Here is a 16,984-nt window from a genome sequence, read left to right on the forward strand (position 1 = left end):
CCGAGGGCTTTGTGATAGGCAACCCAGCCATTCGTCGAAGTGAGTGCCTTGACCATGATGAACTCGGGCGTGCCGCCGCAGTCGTGAGCGAGCTGNCTGCCGGACACGCCGTCCCCGACCCACGTCACGATGTCGAATCCAAACTCCGGCCCGCGCTGCAGGAAGAAGTCGAGATACTGCCCGCCAAGGGCGTTGTCGTTGCTGCCGTCCCCCACGGTGTAGCCGTCGTTGAAGAACTCCCGAATCCCGTTTGTGGGATTGGCTTCGGCCCCGTTGCTGTTTGTCGCAAGGGACCGTCCGGCACCGCGCACCGTGTCGAACAGCATCCAGGTCCCATCTGCGTCCAGCCGCTTCATGAAAACCAGATCGGGCCGAGCGGCAAGGCCGGATACGGTGGCCTGCACTCCGGTCCCCTCCCGTGCGAGGATGCCGACACCGTCGCCCGGAGCACGATGCGCCGGCTCTTCGAGNTTGGCCGCGCAAAGCGGTTTGAAGCCCACCGGGGGAGCGTAGGCGAACGGCGTCGCCCCGAAGTTCGCGGTCAACGTGTGGGGCTGATTGCCCTGAATCGGGCGGCTCGGGCCATCAAGCGGGGTGAACGGAAAGACTCCCTGCGATACGCCGTTCTTGAAAAGCTCGACCTTGCAGCTATCCCTGTCCACAGCCAGCCCCAGCAGGTCGCCGGATGCGAAACCGGCGATCGGCCCGCCGTTGGTGAGCGTGCCGTCGCTGTTCCAGGCGAAACCGTACACCCCGACAAAGTTCTGCATATCCGTGACGGTGGTGTACTCAATCTCCCAGTAGAATTTGCCCTTGCTGAATCCGATGGTTCCTGTCGTGCGGTCATCGCTGGTGGCACTGCATGTCTGCGTGAGGTTGCCGTTGCTGAGGGTGACGTTCCCCTGCAGATCGCCAAGCACGTACGGCTGGAGAACGCAGTGGTTGTTCGTGGGCGTATCGCTTGTCTGCACAGGCGCACCACCGACGGTCCAGTGGTTGCCGTTGCCGGAAGTGTCCGCGCCGAGGTTTCCGGCATCGGAAAAGTCGAGCCGGAATCCGTTCGTGCCATAGCTGCCTGAATAGCCTTTCGGTATCCACAGGCCGTCGACCTGAGCGGAGAACTTGCCGAACATTTCGGGCGTGAGGGCCAATCCCGGAATGTACTCCACACGTGAGGCATAGCCGTCGAAGAATCGGCCCGTGCTTCGGTTGGAAAACAGGTAACTCGGCTCTGTGGCCGTCATGAAACAGGAGTCGGCGTTCTGCGTTGGATACTGTGCCGTGGAGTACGCAAGCCGTTCGCCGTTCACGAACAGTTTCACCCGCTCTTCGGCTATTGCCTGCGTCGAATCGCGGACCAACAGCACATGTATGTGATTCGTGCAGTCAACGAACACAGGTTCCGTCTGGATGAAGTGAGTGTTGCCGTCGATTTCATCCAGCAGGTGCATCTCGCCAGTTGTCAGCCGCCGAAGCTCGAACTGCTGCACCAAGGAATTCAACTCGGATCGGGCAAAGATCATTTCGCTGGCGATGCCCGAAAGCTTCACCCACATGCTGAGAGTGAACGTTTTCCGGTTATCTTCCGTGACAGGTGTGAGCGTCAGGTCATCGCCAGAGCCGTCAAACTGCGCGGAATAATCAATGCGGTGGGGGAACACGCATGCCTCGCGTGCTCCCTGCCCGGCCATGGGATGGCTAATCGGATCAAGCATCAGGCCACCGCCTTGAAGTTCTGCAGGGCGGTGCCGCGAAGCACGCCGCCGCGCTCAAAGAAGGTGACCACGTCCTCGGCGCCCGGCTCATCCGTCACCGCCGGGGCCGCGCCGCCGGGCCAGCGAATGGACGCGGGCCACGCCACGGACCGGTCGCCGGTGGCGTCCTGCGCCAGCGTCAGTTCGCCCGGCCCAGGGTTCGTGATGCTGATAGCCGTCACATTGCTGGTGAGCGTCAGCATCGCGCGGGGCGCGGCGGCCATGTCCCACGTCACCACTCCGGCCTCGATGACCAGCGCGGTCTGCTCGTACTCCTGCGGCGCAGTCCAGAGGTTGGGAACCGCGATGCCGGGGGCGCCGATGTCCGAGCGTACCTGTGCGGCGGTTCGGTGCTCGTAGGAAAGCGCGTCAGGCGTTACGCGAAGCATCTCGCAGCCAGTCAGGGTCGTCATGTCCGGAAGGGAGCTGGTGGATGCCGCCTGCACAGCTTCGTCGCGGGCGGCCTGCGCCTCCTCGCTGCTGATGCGGGCGATCGCGGCATTGGTCTGCGCCGCGGCCACGTCTTCGCCCGTGGGGCCATTGGCAATATCATCGCCGCTCCAGCACAGAGTGCAGCCTTCCTGCGGATCGGGCATCTTCACATCGCTGACTGCGGACGAGATCCGAAGGCTCACCGAACGGTCCAGCCGTTCGGAAAGCGACTGGCAGATCATGGTCAGCCGATCCAGCGCCCGCTCATGCGTTTCCGCCGGGAATGGACCGTTTTCCATGTAATCCACCTCCTGAAGGATGGCCGGATTGCGTCGGATGACCAGCGTTTCCCCTGCAAGGGGGGCGGTGCTGGTGCGCAGGGTGCCGCCGTATGGGTTGCCTTCGCCTTCAAGGGAATAGTGCGTCCCGCGCAGGAGAATCGCTTCGCTCCCGTCGGGATAACGAAGCACCGCCTGCACGTCGGCTGCTGCGATGAAGAGAAAGGGCACCGCAAAATCTCTGGTGGACCCGTTCCCGGCGTATGATGCCCGACTGGTTGTGGATGAAACCGTCATTGCTTACCTCCTGTTTTGATAGAGTTTGGCCCCGAGGCCAATGGCCGTTCCCCGGGGATTCAGGCCAGCAGCCAGACGTGTCGCGTCTGCCTCGCGGCGTCCGTGGCGAAGGGCTCTCCGTGCCTGTGTCTCGGCATTGTCGAGAGCCTCCTGTTCCTCCTCGTGTTTCTCGGCGCTGCGGGCGGCATCCACCAACGCACGCGATCCGCTCATGGCCAGTCCGGAGCGGCTCGATCTCGCACGCAATGCGCCAAGGCGCCTTTCCCCATGTTCCCGAATATCCCCGGCGTGCTCTTCGCCCTTGTCGAGAATGTCCGTCGCCTTTTCGCGGGCGGCCTGCTCCTTGAGCAATGCCTGCTGCTTGGCGATGTCCTTGGACACATCTCCCTCCTCGTCCCCTTCAGTCATGGAACGAAGGTCGGAAAACATCCGCACGGCTCCATTGATGTCCGCGGCCAGACTTTTACTCATGCCCATGGTCTTTCTCCTTGCTTGTTATTCGTTGATGACGGCCTTCGGCACGATGAGCAGCAGGCACATCGGCAGGGGCTGGTCCTGAACCACAGTGATGCTTCCGTCGCGATCCCATCCACCTGAAAAGAGCACACTTTTGTCGCCGCTCCACGGTTCGGGCGCATTGCCCATGGGTGTGGCGGGGGTGCGGAAGTGGATGGTCTCCAGCCTGTCGGGCGAAGGACCCACCTTGCCGCCGAGAGTGCGGTGGAAGCGAACGGATACGCTCACCACCCGTTTGCGCTTGGTCTGGGCCGTGCCGCGGTACGAACCGGCTTCCATGCGCATGGGCCGCAGCGTGGAGACGAAGGGCAGCCCCGCCTGAATCGTTGATGCTTCTGTATTGAGGCTGATGGTGCCCTGCGCGGATACAGGCACGTCGCTGTGGACCGCGCCGTCCGCCAGCACCGAAACCGTCCGGCCCGCCAGATGTTCCAGCCCGGCGAAGGTGCGCTGTGCGTCGCCTGTGAGCGTGACGCCGCAATCAACGAAGAACGCGTCCACCGGGTCGCCTTCGAATTCCGGGTCCAGCCGCTCAATATATCGGTGTTCGATGCCGCCGGTTTCCCGCCGCACGATGCACCACAGCTCGTCCCGGCCAGATGCCGGGGAGTGGATGGCGCAGATGTGCTCGACGAAACCGTCGGTGATGATGCGACTCCACGCCGTCACTTTCTGATCCCTCTGATAGGTCAGCGCCGCGATATTGCCGTCTTTTCTGAGGCAGAAGATGATGGGATCGGGTTCCTGAAGGCAGGCCAGCATGATCACTCCGGGGCCGGTGATGTGCCCGGAGAGCAGCGTAAGATCAGTGGAAACATAGGCGTCGGATTCGAAACGGTAGGCCATCTCGCGAACCTTGCGCCCGCCGCGCTGGATAAAGATGGAGGCAAACCCGACGTTTTCCGGCTGATGTGGTTCGGCTCCACAGGTGCCCTCATGGCCTGCTTGCGCACCCGCAGGGGTCACCGGATCGCCGGCTCCCGAGCCGCAGACGGTCCATTCTCCGCCCGCACATCCCACCCAGAGTCGCGCCTTGGACACGAGAAAGCGGATACCGTTGGCCTGTCTGCCGGAGAGCGTGAGCTCCACGGCGTCGTCGTCCAGCGGCTTTTCGCCCGGCGGTGCCTCCACGCGGTCGCCGACTTCACAGCTAGTCCAGAACGATTCGTTCAGATTGCCGGACGCATCGTGAATCACCTCTATGTGCGAGCCGAATTTGACGGTGTCGTCAGCCCCATCCGGATCGAAAACCTCTTCGCCCCGGTACTGGTAGTAGCGGAGCGAACCGTCGGCGGTTTTGCCTCGCAGTCCGTATCCTTTTTCAAACAGACCGCCATTCTTTACGGTGAAGTATTCACCGCTCTTGCCCGTTCCGGTGCCGGAGCACGTGAAATCCCGCCAGTCCTCCAGCGGGGCTTCGCGGCTTTTCAGCCGCATGTCCGTGAAGTCGCCCACGCGCGACATCCAGATGGTGGCCGGCCTGTCCGGCGTGGCTGCCAGCACCAGTCGCTCCTGATGGAACGTGACACAGGAAGGGTAGTTGTTCTCCTTCCATTTCTCCGGCTGGTCGATGAATGCGATATCCGTGAGGGTCCAGTCCGCAGCTCCGGCGCAGAGCAGTTTTCTCGGGGGGTGCCTGGGATGGACCAGCACGAGAAAATCACCGGACTGGGCATGGCGCAGTTCGTGGAGTTCATCGGACAGATATGGCAGGTCCATGCGGAATTCAGTGCCGTTTATGAGGACGGGGGAGTCTCCGGAAAAAACACGCATGACTGTCTTCTGACCGACTCGGTCCAGCTCCAGCAGATAGGTGTGTTCCCTGTTGAATTCGAAGGGGATGAACAGACCGGGGCCGTCGCCGAGGGCTTTGGCCATAAAGCGCAGGCCGGACCGTCGCCATGCCCCGCCATGAGGATGGACGAGGAAATTCTCAAGCGTGCGGCAGCCGTTGAAATAGTGGGTGAGGTCCATTCTGCCTTCCAGCCGGGGACTCAATTCCCCGGCCGTGAAGCTGGTCAGAGGCGGTGTGGTGATGGTCATGCTTGCTCCTTTCTCGGGGCCGGTTTTCCGGCGCGATTTGCGCAGCAGTATAGCCCCGGATGAGCGGCCTGGGCGTTTTCGGCGAAGCCGCGGGTGTTTCGGGGCGGAGATTTCCTCTTGACAGGGGATGGGCAGTCGGTAGGAATCCTGCGCACGGAGACACCATGAACGAACTCGCCCAAAAACTTTCGCAGCCCCTTGAAGTGCGCGGTAGGACCGTCGCCAACCGACTCTGGCTGGCCCCGATGGCCGGGCTGGGGCACGTTGCCTTTCGCCATGTGCTGGATGATTTTGGCGGGTGCGGCCTGCTCTTTTCCGAGATGACCTCGGCCAAGGCGCTGCCAACGGAGAATCCCAAGGTCTCTGCCGTGTTCCGCTGGCGCGAGCAGGAGCTCTCGCATCTGGTCTGCCAGATCATGGGCGGCGAGCCGGAAGAGATGGCTGAGGCAGCCAGAAGGGTGGAGCGCGAAGGGTTTTTCGGCGTGGATGTGAACATGGGCTGCTCGGTGGCCGCCATCGTCAAGCGCGGCGCCGGGGCTGCCCTGCTTAAAGAGCCGGAGCGGGCCGAGGCCGTGGTCAGGGCAATCCGCGAGGCCGTGGACATCCCTGTGTTCGTGAAGTTTCGCACCGGCTGGACCCCGGATCCGGCGGGCGCGGTGGAGTTGGCGAGCCGCTTCGAGCAGGCGGGCGCCGACTGTCTCGTCTTTCACCCGCGCGTCTCCCCGGACCGCAGAACACGGCCCCCGATACTGGAGCACATACGGCTGGTGAAGGAAGCCGTGTCCATCCCGGTGTTCGGCAACGGAAACGTCTGCACGCGCGAGGACGCGGCGCACATGCTGGATTCCACCGGCTGCGACGGACTCTCTCTCGGCCGCATGGCCGTGGCGCGGCCGTGGCTTTTCTCGGAGTGGGTCGATGGTGTCGGTTACGGCGCGGACATCTACCGCAGGACCGCGCTGGCGCTGCTCGATGCGCTGGATGAGCACTATGATCCGCAGCGGGGCGTGAAGTTTTACAAGAAGTACGCGGTATACCTTGCCGCCAACTTCGCCTTTGGCCTGAAGCTGCTGCCCCGTCTGACCGGAGCCGATACCCTCGACGGCCTGCGCGAGCTGGCCCGCAGGGAGCTGCGAGATGACATGGCCGTTACCAGCCGTCCCAACAGCCTGCTGTTCACGCGTTGAGCGTTGACACCCCTGCGCCTCGGGCCTAGTCTGCCCGGATTATGCGTACAATCGATCTTTCACGGCCCATACGAAATGGAATGCCGGTCTATCCCGGCGACCCGAAAGTGGACCTGCCGCCAGACGCCTGGTGGCTGGGCATCCCCACCCATGCCGGAACCCACGTGGACGCACCGGCGCACATGCTTGAAGGTGCCCCCGCGCTGGACGAGCTTCCTCTGGACGTTTTCACCGGCCCTGCCGCCGTGCTCGATATTTCGGAAAAGGCCATCGGGCCGAAGCAGCTCAAGGATCTGCCGCAAGGCGTGGACCACCTGCTCCTTCGCAGCGGCTGGGACACACGCTGGGGCTCCGATGCGTATTTCTACGAGCATCCGTACCTGACCCCGGAAGGGGCAGAGGTCCTCGCGGATTCCGGCCTCCTCGGCGTGGGTATGGATTTCCCGTCCCCCGACCCCATGAGCGTGACCGACGCACACCGAATTCTCTTCGGTGCGGGTATGATTCTGGTGGAGAATCTCTGCAATCTTTCGCAGTTGCCGCTTACGGGATTCATTTTCACCTGCCTGCCGCTGCACCTTGAAGGGCGCGATGGTGCGCCGTGTCGCGCCGCGGGGCTGCTGCTGTGAACCGCGAGTCCAATCTTTTCGTCTATTTGATGCTGGTGGGCACCATGGCCCTGTGGGGCGGAACATGGATTTCCGGTAAGATGCTTGCGGGCAGCATGGGGCCGCTTTCGGCGTCGTTTCTGCGGTTTCTCTCAGCCGCGGTTTTTCTGGTGATCAGCGCGTGGATGCAGGAAGGGAAGGTGCCGCGGCTGCCGCTGAAGTTTGTGCCGCATACCGCTTTTCTCGGTCTGACCGGCGTGTTCATGTACAGCTGGTTCTTTTTCAAGGGGCTGGAGAGCATCCCCGCCGGGCGTGCGGCGCTCATCGTGGCCTGCATTCCGGTGTGCGTGGCCTCGGTTTCCGCCATGGTCTTCAAGGAGCGCTTCGGTCCGCTCCGCGTACTGGGGACGTTGATCTCCCTGTTCGGTGTTTCCATGGTGCTCTCCGAGGGCGACCCGCTCTCGCTGCTGAGCCACGGCGTGGCCACCGGCGATCTGCTGATTCTTGGCTGCGTGGTTGCGTGGACCGGCTATTCCATCGGCGGACGTATTGCCATGCGGCATCTTGATCCGGCGCGGGCGGTGACCTGGTCCTGCGTTCTGGGCGCGCTGTTCCTGCTGGGACCGGCTCTTAACGCCGGTCTCGTGGACGATGTGCTGCGATCATCCTTCGGTGACTGGCTGAATATCCTCTATCTGGGCGTCATTGCCACGGGCGTCAGTTACGCGTGGTATTATCGCGGCATCCGGGCCATCGGCCCGTCGCGCGCGGCGATTTTCATCAATCTCGTGCCGGTCTTCGCCATCATATTCGCCCAGATTCTGCTCGGCGAAACCGTTGGACTGGCCGTTCTCGGCGGCGGCGCCATGGTCATCACCGGGGTCTACATGACCAACCGTTTCGCCCGCTGAGGGGAAGGCCAAGGTTCCGTGCGGCCACGGCTGTCAGCAACCCATTTCAAAGCGGCGGGCCCTGTGATACTGTTCCACCATGGAAGACAGACTTGAACGACTCGAATCGCTTGTGGCCATGCAGGACAGGACCATAGAAGAGCTGGACCGCGTGGTGGCCGACCAGCAGCGGCAGATTGACGAGCTGGAACGAAAGCTCATGCTGCTCGGCGAAAAGGTGCGGCGTAACAGCGACTCTCAGGACGAGCGGGATCCCGGGCCGGAGCCTCCGCCTCCGCATTACGGACCGGGTCGGTAACCTTACCGAAAATGAACGTATTTGAAAGCAAGGCGCCCTTCGTATCCATTACGAAGGGCGCTTTCTCGTGTTTTGCTAGCCGACTTTGGCCCCGAGCCAGTTCATGGGCATACCGGCTTCCGGAACCCCTTCGCGGGCATCCACGCCGCGTGCTTCGGAAAGCTTTTCGCGGTAGCTTCTCCAGCAGGAGTCCGCAAGAGCCGTGGAGGCGGAAAGGGGATAGGCGAGCATGGCCGTCAGTCGCGAGGACATGACTTCCGTAAGCAGCGGATCGAAATTGGCCGGGTCGGTCTCGCGTTTGACATAGGAAATGAACAGGGGGGCCTGCTCGTTGCAAAGGATCAGCGAGCCCTGAATTTCCCACTCAGTCACGTCGGCGCCGTCAGTGGACACCACCCGAACCACGCGGACAACGTCCGAAGGCAAGGAATACAGGTAGTCCCAGCGCCAGAGCGGAGCATCGGCCCCTGCGGCGAGTTCGGCCTGCGCCATGGCGCAGTTCCACGGATGCGCCCTGAGGACGGCGTCGCGCACCGCGGGCCAGCGGCGGGAACACAGTTCAGCCCCTTTGCTGCCGTCATCCAGCGACATGATGGGGGCTTCGCCAAGATCGAGCAGGGCGTTGTTGCAGATTTCTATGACGCTTTTGGCCATGTGGGTCATCTCCATTCCTGCCGGTGATCCGGCTCTCCGGGCTTCCGTGCGGGCAGGTTTCGCCGGATGACGCAAAGTATACACCGGGTTTTCCATACCGGAGCGCGACAGGCTATGACGGGTTTTTTCGGGGTAAAGAAGCGTGTTGACAGGCGGTTCCACCGGAAGCTGTATATGTGTTTTCCACAGTATGTGAAAACCCTTTGAGGGGTAGGGCTAGTGCTCCGCTTTTCTTGATATTTGCAGACTGCTAAGGTATGTTGAAAAAATGGCGAATGTAAATATCCCGGAATATAGAATATCCGTCGACCAGTTGCGGCCGGGCGTCTTCATCAGGCTGGAGAAATCCAACTGGTTTTCCCATCCGTTCCTGTTCAATAATTTCAAGGTCAAGGATGAAGAGCAGATTGCGGTGCTGCGCCGTTTGGGCGTCACCGAAATCATCTGCGTTCCGGAAAAGAGCGATGTGCTTCCGCTTTCTCCGTCTCAGGCCCCGCAGCACGAAGCGGCGCAGGAGCAGTCCGTTGAAGCCGAGCAGGCCGTGGACCGCCTCTGGGAGCTCAAGCGCGAGCGCACCAAGCGCCTGCAGGACAAGAAGCGACGCATCGCCGAGTGCGAGGAGCGGTTCAACAGCTCCATTCAGGATTTTTCCAACATCATGAAGGGCATTGTCCGTGGCAATTCCCAGTCGGTCAACGAGGGCATCGCCTTCGTGGGGCGGCTCACGGAGCATTTTCTCACGGACAAGGAATCCACGCTGCACCTGATGAACGTCATGGAGCCTGCCGAACGCATGTATTCCCATGCGCTCAATGTGGCCATACTGTCCATGATGGTCGGTCGCGGCGCCGGGCTTGATTCCGCCCGGATGCAGACGCTTGGCATCGGGGCGCTGTTCCATGACATCGGCAAGACCCGCATTGAAAAGAAGTTGCTCAAAAAGCGCGGCAAGCTAACCCGCTCCGAGCAACAGCTCATGGAGAATCACCCGGCCTTCGGCGTCGAGATTCTCTCCAAGATTCCTGAATTTCCTGCCAATGCCATCGCCGTGGTGCAGCAGCATCACGAGCGCATGGATGGTTCGGGTTATCCCGGAGGACTCAAGGGCGAAGATATTGATCGTCTGGCGCGTATCGTCGGCATCGCAGACGCCTACGACAAGCTCTGCAACCAGCCTGATCCCGACGAATCCCTGACCCCGTATCTCGCGCTCTCCTACATGTTCGGCCAGCAGAAGAATCTTTTCGATCCCGAGTATCTGGCCCTGTTCATCCGCAGTCTCGGCGTCTACCCGCCGGGCACCGTGGTTCAGCTCACCAATGGCGCCATCGGCATGGTCATGTCGGTGAACCCCAACAACCAGCTGCGGCCGAGCGTGGTGCTCTACGACTCGGAAGTGCCTCGCAAGGAGGCGCTCATAGTGGAGTTGGCCGACGAGCCCGACCTGAAAGTGGAGAAAAGCATCAGGCTGGCCCACCTGCCTCAGGAAATCTTCGAATACCTGAGTCCCCGCAAACGCATCAGCTACTTCGTGGACATGGACTAGGCTGTCTCGCCGTCACCCGACCGGCTGCACGGCCTCAGTGCAGCTTTCGGTATTCTCGCGGCGTGAGGCGAAGTCCTCCCTGTTTCCAGAACCCCCTGCCGTTTTTCCGAGCCGCCTTCTGGGCGCGCTCAAACAGTTCCGCGTGTCGGAGGTTCGGCGGCACGGGATAGGCTAGAGCGAATCCCTGCCGCACCAGTTCCAGATTGAGCATGGCGTTCGGGGTGTAGACATAGGCCAGAGTCCGCCCGTAACGGTCGGTCCGCTCTTTGCCGAAGCGCACTTCAAGGGGCTCGTCGCCGAGAAAATCGATAAGGAAATCCCGCGCCGCATCACCCCACTCCTGCCCGTGCTCGGGCGCGTCCACGCCGATCAGCCGGATCTCGGTCTTGCGTCCATTCATTTTCAGCACGAGTGAATCGCCGTCAATGACGCGCAGAAGCGAGTCGGCGGACGCAGGCGGCGTCGCAAGCGCCAAGAACAGAAGGGAAAGAAACGGAATCAGACGTCGCGGCCGGACCCGGCGCCGCCGATGCGGCCGATGTAGGACGCAGGAAGCGGATCCTGCGAGTCGATGAGATCGCGTGCGTCCTTTTCGGACAGAGGACGGTGAAAGAAGAATCCCTGTACGCTTTCGCATTGCAGGTCCTCCAGTTTGACGTGCTGGCGCGACTCCTCGACGCCTTCGGCCACCACGTCCAGCGAGAGGCTGTGTGCGAGCGCGATGACCGCCTTGACGATTTCGCCGCTTTCCTGATCCTCGTCCATGTGCATGACGAAGCTGCGGTCTATCTTGAGCGTGTCCACCGGCAGATGTTGCAACTGCGTCAGGGAGGAATAGCCGGTGCCGAAGTCGTCGATGGCAAGGCGTACCCCGGAGCGTTTGAGCTTGTGCAGAATGCGCAGCGCGTGTTCGGGGTTGTTCATGATGGCGGACTCGGTCAGCTCAAGCTTGAGCCGGTTTCCCGGTACGCCGGACGATTGAAGCGCGGAGATGACGGTATCGTAGAAATTGAGCTGGCAGAACTGTTTTGCGGAAATGTTCACGGCCATGAACAGCGGCATGGCCCCGGGCGATGCCGCCCGCATCTGGGCCAGTGTTTCCAGTGCCCGTTCCAGCACGAAGCGGCCGAGTTCATTGATGAGGCCGGTCTCTTCGGCAACGGGAATGAATTCCGCCGGAGAGATGAGGCCGCGTTCGGGGTGCGACCAGCGGGCCAGCGCCTCGAAGCCGATGACCATTTTTTCCTGTGTCAGCAGGATGGGCTGATATTCCACGTGGAACTCGCCTTCTTCCAGCCCCCGCCGCATGTCATTCTCCAGCGTGAGCTGTTCCACGGCGTTTTCCAGCATACGCGAAGTGAAGACCTTGAAATGATTTCTGCCTGCCTCCTTGGCGCGATGCATGGCGATGTTCGCGTTCTGGAGCAGGTCCTCGGGATGTTCGTAGTCGGTCGGACTCAGCACGATGCCGAAGCTTCCGGTGGTGGTGACGCTGTGGCCGTCGAGCTCATAGCGCTTGGTCAGCTCCTCACGGATGCGCTTGATGATGCGGATGGCCTCACCCGGGTTCTGGAGTTCGTCGAGCAGCAGCACGAACTCGTCTCCCCCGAAGCGGGCCACGGTGTCGAGGCTGCGGACGCCCTTGAGCAGTCGCCGGGCGGTTTCCTGAAGCACCGAGTCGCCAAAGTGGTGGCCCATGGAGTCGTTGATGAGTTTGAAGCGGTCCAGATCGAGAAAGACCACCGCGAAAAAGTAATGCTCGCGACGTTTGGAGCGTTCCATGGCCTGCTTGACGCGGTCGATGCACAGGTTCCGGTTGGCGAGTCCGGTGAGAGGGTCATGCAGGGCCTGATGCCGGAGCTGTTCCTCCATCTGCTTGCGTTCGGTCACATCCCGGAAGCTGAAGCGGATGCCCAGCGGTTTCAGTCCGATGCCGAAGACCTTCCTGCCCACCACCGAAAGCCAGCGTCTGCCGTTTTGCGGGTGGTCGATGCGAAAATCGAGAAAGGCGTCGTCGCGGTCTTTGAAGGAGCCGAGGTAGACGTCCCAGTCATCGCGATCTTCGGGGATGATGATGGAGCGGATCAGCTTGGGTCTTTCGAAAAAGTCCTCAGGCGGCTTCCCGGTGATGCGTTCGCACGAGGGGGAGCAGTACCTGACTTCGCCGGAAGGGCCTATCCAAAGCTCCCAGTCATAGGCGAAGTCGGCAATGGTCCGGTAGCGTTCTTCACCCTGCTTGAGGGCGGCAATGAGCCGCTCGCGCTGACGCACGGCCTTTTCCGTGTTCTGGTCGGCCCGGCGGATGCGAAATCCGACGTAGACGGTGAGGCCCGCCGTGATGGCCAGCACGAAGACCATGAACAGCGTGACCCGGTTTCGGATGACGGCAAATTCTTCCTGAAGGTCTGCCTGATACACCCCGGTGCCGACAACCCAGTCCCAGGGTTCGAACAGCTTGACGTAGGAAATCTTGGGAGAGTTCATGTCGGGCCTGTCGTTCCACTGCCAGCTGTAGGTGATGAACCCTCCACCATCACGAGCCGTGCGAACCGCCTCACGGAACAGGGCGACGCCGTTGGAGTCGGTATAGCCTGCCAGTTCGCGTCCTTCGAGGTTCATCCTGTAGGGATGGACGATCATCTGCGGCGTGGTGTCGTTGATCCAGAAATAGTGCTTGTTCCCCTCGCCGTAGCGCAGGTTTCGAACATAGTCCGCTGCCTTGCGACGTGCGCGAGCCGGAGTCAGCTCTCCGTTTTGCACCTGTAGGTGAAACTGTTCGAGCTGATGCACCACGGTGTGGGAGAGTTCGCGGATGGTTTCCTTGCGTCTTTCCAGGACGGCGTCCTTCATGCTCGGCAGCAGATACGCCCAGATGGCCAGAGACAGGAGCGCAACAGCGGCCAGCGCCGGAAATACGATTCCCAGAGTGGACTTGCGCCGTATGTGTTTTCTGACTGATTTCATGGCAAGGCATTATCCGTGCTGAGGAACATACACCCTAGATGATTGTCCGGCGGTGCGAAAGCATTATGATTCCGTGTCTGCGAAGTGGCAGACGCGGTTGCGGCCTGAGCCCTTGGCCCTGTAGAGGGCCTTGTCCGCCTGCCTGAGAATGGATTTGAGTTCCGGGGTGTCTTCCGAGATGGAGGTCACGCCGATGCTGATGGTCAGCCGCAAGTCTCCCGCCGGCGTTTCAAAGGCAGCCTCTTCCACTGTGCGGCGGAGTCGCTCCGCGGTCTCCACGGCCTCTTTCTGTTCCGTTTCGGGGAGCGCCACGGCAAATTCTTCCCCGCCGATGCGTCCGGGAATGTCGGTTTCACGGAGTTCGGAGTCGAGAATGTGTGCCATGTCGGCCAGCACCAGATCGCCGATGTCGTGCCCGTAGCTGTCGTTGATGTTCTTGAAGTGGTCCAGATCCAGCATGAAAAGGGAAAAAGGCCGGTTATACCGTCTGGCTTTGGCAAATTCCTGTTCCGCCAATTCCATGAAGTGGCGTCGGTTGTACAAGTCGGTGAGCGCGTCGGTGGTGGCAAGCTCCTGAAGTTTGAGCTCGGCTTCCTTGCGTTCGGAAATGTCGCGTACCATGGAAACCGCGTACCATTTGTTGCCGAGGTGGAACGAGGAAACCGAACGCTCGCCGGGGAAGCGGCTGCCGTCCTTGCGCATGGCCGTTACTTCGTTGCTTTCTCCAACCACCTTTCCCTGCCCGGTAAACGCGAATTGGTACATGCCCAGCTGGGCCTGTTCGCGTTCTTCCGGCGGCGTGACGAGGTCATGGATGTTGCTGCCCATCGCCTCTTCCTCGGTGTAACCGAAAACCCTGACCGCGGCATTGTTCCAGAAAATGACGGTGCCGTTGGAATCGATCATGATGATGGCCTCGTAGGCGGCTTCGGCCAGTGCCCGCAGCTTTTCCTCGCTAGCCCGCAGTGCCTCTTCCGATTCCTTGCGGTCTGAGATGTCCATGGAGGCACCCCGGACGCCCTTGAAGTTTCCCTTGTCGTCCCAGTAGGGAACGCCGCTGACATTCATCCAGACCGGAATGCCGTCTTTGGTGACGAAGCGGTGCTCCAGTTCGGAAAAACGCCGCTGGCCGTTCCAGATGTCGCGGAACCACCGCTCCAGCTCCTTTGAATCCTCGTCCGGCATGAAATCGAAGGGAGAAAGGCCGATCAGTTCCTTCGGCGTATAGCCGGTGACCGTATGCACGTCATTGGTCACGAACGTGAAATACCCCTTGTTGTCGATTTCCCAGATGAATTCCCCCACGGCCTCGGACACGTCGCGGAAGCGTTGCTCGGAAGCCCGCAACGCTGATTCCGTCTTCTTGAAGGTGGTGATGTCCTCTTCGACGCCCACGAACTGGAGCAGCTCACCCTGTTCGTCCAGAACGGGGGAGACGGAAAGCAGCACCCAGATGTCTTCGCCGGAACGGCTGCGTTGGAGAACCTCGCCCCGCCAGTCGCGACCTTCGTTGAGCACCGGCCAGATGTCGAAGAAAAATTCCGGTCCGTCCGGTCCGTCGAGAATTTTCGGGGTCGCTCCGATTGCCTCGGGCCCGTCGTATCCCGTCATTTGCGTGAAACGGGGGTTGACGTACAGGATGGTGCCTTTGCGGTCGGTAATGAATACGCCTGCGGAGCTTTGTTCCACTGCCTTGGATAGGGTCTCGGCCCGTTCGCGGTTCTTCAGTTCTTCCGTAACGTCCCTGGCGAACAGCGCCGCGCGGTTCAGTTCCTTGTCCGAGAACGGATATACTACGGAGTGGTATTTGCGACCGCTTCGTTCGTCGTGGAATTCACCGGGCGTGCCTTTGGCAAGAGTCTGCTGAAAATGCTCGCGCCGTCGATTGGCGACATCGGGAGGCAGCAGGTCGAACACTATTTGGCCGACGAGCTTTTCGGGGGGGCGCCCCAGACGCTTTGCCCCGACCTCGTTGATGGAGACGATGGTGCCGTCGGACTCAAGCAGAATGGCAGCATCCGGAGTTGCGTTGAGCAGGGCGCGCGCCGCGTGTTCGCTTTCCCGCAGGCGTTTTTCCGCGGCCCTGCGGTCCGTGACGTTACGCATGGTCACCACAGTGTGCGGCTGCCCGTCAAGGTCGATAAAGGATGTGGTGGTCTCCACAAGGAGGGCCGCACCGCCAGAGTTTTTCATGACGATTTCCGCCGTGCGGTCCTCTGTCTCGGCGTAGAGGACAGTTCCCGCGGGGCCGAGCATGGGAGTGAGCGATGCTTGCGAGTCGGGCCCGGTGAGCACTTCGGCCATGACGCTGCCGAGCATGGCCTGACTGTCATATCCGAAGAGTGTGGCAGCTGCGGGATTCCAGAAGACAGTGCGCCCGTCAGGATCAAGGACGGCAATGGCGTCATGCACGGCGGTGGTGATCGCCTTGAGTCGTTTTTCGTTGTCCCGAAGCGATTGCTCCACCTCAAGGCGTTGTACACGCAGAGAGGCAAGCCGCCAGAGCGCAAGTCCGAGAAAGATGAGCAGCAGGGCCGACATGCCGAAGAACAGCCGGTACCATTCCGGAACCAGTTTGTCCTCAGGCAGAAACGAGACGATCCTGAGTCCGTGTCCCTTTGGCGAGATCATCGGCTTTCCCGGTCGCACCAGGGTGTCCGTGGGGGTGCTCAGGCGATTGAATGTGAACATCCCGTGCTCGTTGTTGAACTGCCCGAAACGTGAATTCATGATCTTGTCCCACGCGTGCGGGAAGTCGCGCCTGAATCGCTCCATGGAGCCGTCCTTACCCGCCAGTCCCCAGTCCTGAGAGGCGGTGGGTCCAACGAGCCAGTATCCGTCGCTGTCCAGAAGCCAGATGCCGGACTGCCTGCTGGCAGACGTCAGCGGCGTGAGCAGTCGGTCGCCGTCGAGACTCAGCACCACCAACCCGAATGTGCCGAAGTCGTTGCGGATGGGAGATGCGAAGCGCAGCATGGGGTGCCGCTCCGAACTGATGCGTCCCATCTTGACGTTCAGGTCCAGATCGGAAATGTACACCGACCCCATGGGGGCGGAGATTCCCTTGCGGAAAAAGGTGGTGTCGTTCCTGTCTTGCAGCAGTTCCTCGGGAACCGGAACCGGTCCTGCGGGCGAGGTGTTGGCCCGTACGAACTCGCGCCCGAATTTGTCGAGAATGAACAGGTTGATGTAGCTTTTCCTGCTCAGGCTGAAGTCGGCAAGCAGCGTGTTGAGGAAGTCTTTGGAGGGCAGGGAGCGGTAGTTTTCGGCGATGAAGCGGGCGAGGAAGACCGCATCGCCGCTGTGCTGTTCGATGGAATGGTCGAAGAGCAGTTTCTGGCGCAGAACCTTGCTGCGTTGCTGAATGGCGACCCGCTCCAAATGGTCGCTTCGCCGGGTCTGGGAAAACCAGCCCGCGGCAAAGACGATGCAGATCGCCAGCGGCGCATACAGCAGCAGAAATTCCTTGAAGGTCTTGCGCATCGGCCCCCGCCTA

Annotated in this window: 13 protein-coding genes; 5 read left to right on the top strand and 8 right to left on the bottom strand. The window is 61.2% G+C overall.

Annotated features, from left to right (window positions below):
- From B149_RS0114320 to B149_RS0114335, 4 genes are all read right to left on the bottom strand, one after another.
- Nucleotides 1–1,715 (bottom strand): DUF7483 domain-containing protein (locus tag B149_RS0114320; RefSeq protein WP_026167631.1); only part of this gene is annotated, 1,715 nt, incomplete at its 3' end.
- The gene (locus B149_RS18110) at nt 1,715–2,761 is read right to left on the bottom strand and encodes a hypothetical protein (protein ID WP_018125858.1); all 1,047 of its coding nucleotides are present in this window, start codon (nt 2,759–2,761) and stop codon (nt 1,715–1,717) included. The genes B149_RS0114320 and B149_RS18110, both read right to left, overlap by 1 nt.
- A 3-nt stretch (nt 2,762–2,764) precedes the next feature.
- A complete protein-coding gene (locus tag B149_RS0114330; RefSeq protein WP_018125859.1) occupies nt 2,765–3,238 on the bottom strand; it encodes a hypothetical protein in 474 nt (157 codons plus the stop codon).
- A gap of 18 nt (nt 3,239–3,256) precedes the next feature.
- Entirely contained in the window at nt 3,257–5,320 is a 2,064-nt protein-coding gene (locus B149_RS0114335; RefSeq protein ID WP_018125860.1) for a phage tail protein, read from the bottom strand.
- 164 nt (nt 5,321–5,484) lie between these two features.
- Here B149_RS0114335 and B149_RS0114340 point away from each other — a divergent pair, with 164 nt between their 5' ends.
- The 4 genes from B149_RS0114340 to B149_RS0114355 all read left to right on the top strand — a co-directional run bounded on the left by B149_RS0114340 (nt 5,485) and on the right by B149_RS0114355 (nt 8,324).
- On the top strand, nt 5,485–6,507 hold the full coding sequence (locus tag B149_RS0114340) for a tRNA dihydrouridine synthase (protein WP_018125861.1): 1,023 nt from the start codon (nt 5,485–5,487) through the stop codon (nt 6,505–6,507).
- A gap of 41 nt (nt 6,508–6,548) precedes the next feature.
- Entirely contained in the window at nt 6,549–7,136 is a 588-nt protein-coding gene (locus tag B149_RS0114345) for a cyclase family protein (RefSeq protein ID WP_026167632.1), read from the top strand.
- Entirely contained in the window at nt 7,133–8,026 is an 894-nt protein-coding gene (locus B149_RS0114350) for a DMT family transporter (protein WP_018125863.1), read from the top strand. Before B149_RS0114345 ends, B149_RS0114350 begins: the two co-directional genes overlap by 4 nt.
- Before the next feature lie 79 nt (nt 8,027–8,105).
- A complete protein-coding gene (locus B149_RS0114355) occupies nt 8,106–8,324 on the top strand; it encodes a SlyX family protein (RefSeq protein ID WP_018125864.1) in 219 nt (72 codons plus the stop codon).
- Between the two features lie 75 nt (nt 8,325–8,399).
- Here B149_RS0114355 and B149_RS0114360 read toward each other — a convergent pair whose 3' ends face one another.
- Nucleotides 8,400–8,978, bottom strand: coding sequence for a phage connector family protein (locus tag B149_RS0114360; RefSeq protein ID WP_026167633.1), 579 nt, complete (start codon nt 8,976–8,978; stop codon nt 8,400–8,402).
- A 268-nt stretch (nt 8,979–9,246) separates the two neighbouring features.
- Between B149_RS0114360 and B149_RS0114365 the strand changes: the two genes are divergently transcribed.
- Nucleotides 9,247–10,524: an HD-GYP domain-containing protein gene (locus B149_RS0114365; RefSeq protein WP_040372964.1), complete on the top strand. Its 1,278-nt coding sequence runs from the start codon at nt 9,247–9,249 to the stop codon at nt 10,522–10,524.
- 34 nt (nt 10,525–10,558) lie between these two features.
- Here the strand turns inward: B149_RS0114365 and B149_RS18745 are convergent, their stop codons facing one another.
- From B149_RS18745 to B149_RS0114380, 3 genes are all read right to left on the bottom strand, one after another.
- Nucleotides 10,559–10,924, bottom strand: coding sequence for a thermonuclease family protein (locus B149_RS18745; protein ID WP_245533225.1), 366 nt, complete (start codon nt 10,922–10,924; stop codon nt 10,559–10,561).
- 98 nt (nt 10,925–11,022) lie between these two features.
- Nucleotides 11,023–13,488: an EAL domain-containing protein gene (locus B149_RS17415; protein ID WP_051069594.1), complete on the bottom strand. Its 2,466-nt coding sequence runs from the start codon at nt 13,486–13,488 to the stop codon at nt 11,023–11,025.
- 63 nt (nt 13,489–13,551) lie between these two features.
- Complete coding sequence (locus B149_RS0114380; protein ID WP_018125868.1) at nt 13,552–16,971, bottom strand: PAS domain S-box protein; 3,420 nt, start codon at nt 16,969–16,971, stop codon at nt 13,552–13,554.
- Nucleotides 16,972–16,984 lie beyond the last annotated feature (13 nt).

This window comes from Desulfovibrio oxyclinae DSM 11498 (assembly GCF_000375485.1).
Taxonomy (GTDB): domain Bacteria; phylum Desulfobacterota; class Desulfovibrionia; order Desulfovibrionales; family Desulfovibrionaceae; genus Pseudodesulfovibrio; species Pseudodesulfovibrio oxyclinae.

Excerpts from the sequence above, each read along its gene's own strand:
- B149_RS0114360 (WP_026167633.1), bottom strand. The coding sequence starts at position 8,978 with ATGGCCAAAAGCGTCATAGAAATCTGCAACAACGCCCTGCTCGATCTT.
- B149_RS0114330 (WP_018125859.1), bottom strand. The coding sequence starts at position 3,238 with ATGGGCATGAGTAAAAGTCTGGCCGCGGACATCAATGGAGCCGTGCGG.
- B149_RS0114380 (WP_018125868.1), bottom strand. The coding sequence starts at position 16,971 with ATGCGCAAGACCTTCAAGGAATTTCTGCTGCTGTATGCGCCGCTGGCG.
- B149_RS18745 (WP_245533225.1), bottom strand. The coding sequence starts at position 10,924 with ATGAATGGACGCAAGACCGAGATCCGGCTGATCGGCGTGGACGCGCCC.
- B149_RS17415 (WP_051069594.1), bottom strand. The coding sequence starts at position 13,488 with ATGAAATCAGTCAGAAAACACATACGGCGCAAGTCCACTCTGGGAATC.
- B149_RS18110 (WP_018125858.1), bottom strand. The coding sequence starts at position 2,761 with ATGACGGTTTCATCCACAACCAGTCGGGCATCATACGCCGGGAACGGG.
- B149_RS0114335 (WP_018125860.1), bottom strand. The coding sequence starts at position 5,320 with ATGACCATCACCACACCGCCTCTGACCAGCTTCACGGCCGGGGAATTG.
- B149_RS0114340 (WP_018125861.1), top strand. The coding sequence starts at position 5,485 with ATGAACGAACTCGCCCAAAAACTTTCGCAGCCCCTTGAAGTGCGCGGT.
- B149_RS0114355 (WP_018125864.1), top strand. The coding sequence starts at position 8,106 with ATGGAAGACAGACTTGAACGACTCGAATCGCTTGTGGCCATGCAGGAC.
- B149_RS0114345 (WP_026167632.1), top strand. The coding sequence starts at position 6,549 with ATGCGTACAATCGATCTTTCACGGCCCATACGAAATGGAATGCCGGTC.
- B149_RS0114365 (WP_040372964.1), top strand. The coding sequence starts at position 9,247 with ATGGCGAATGTAAATATCCCGGAATATAGAATATCCGTCGACCAGTTG.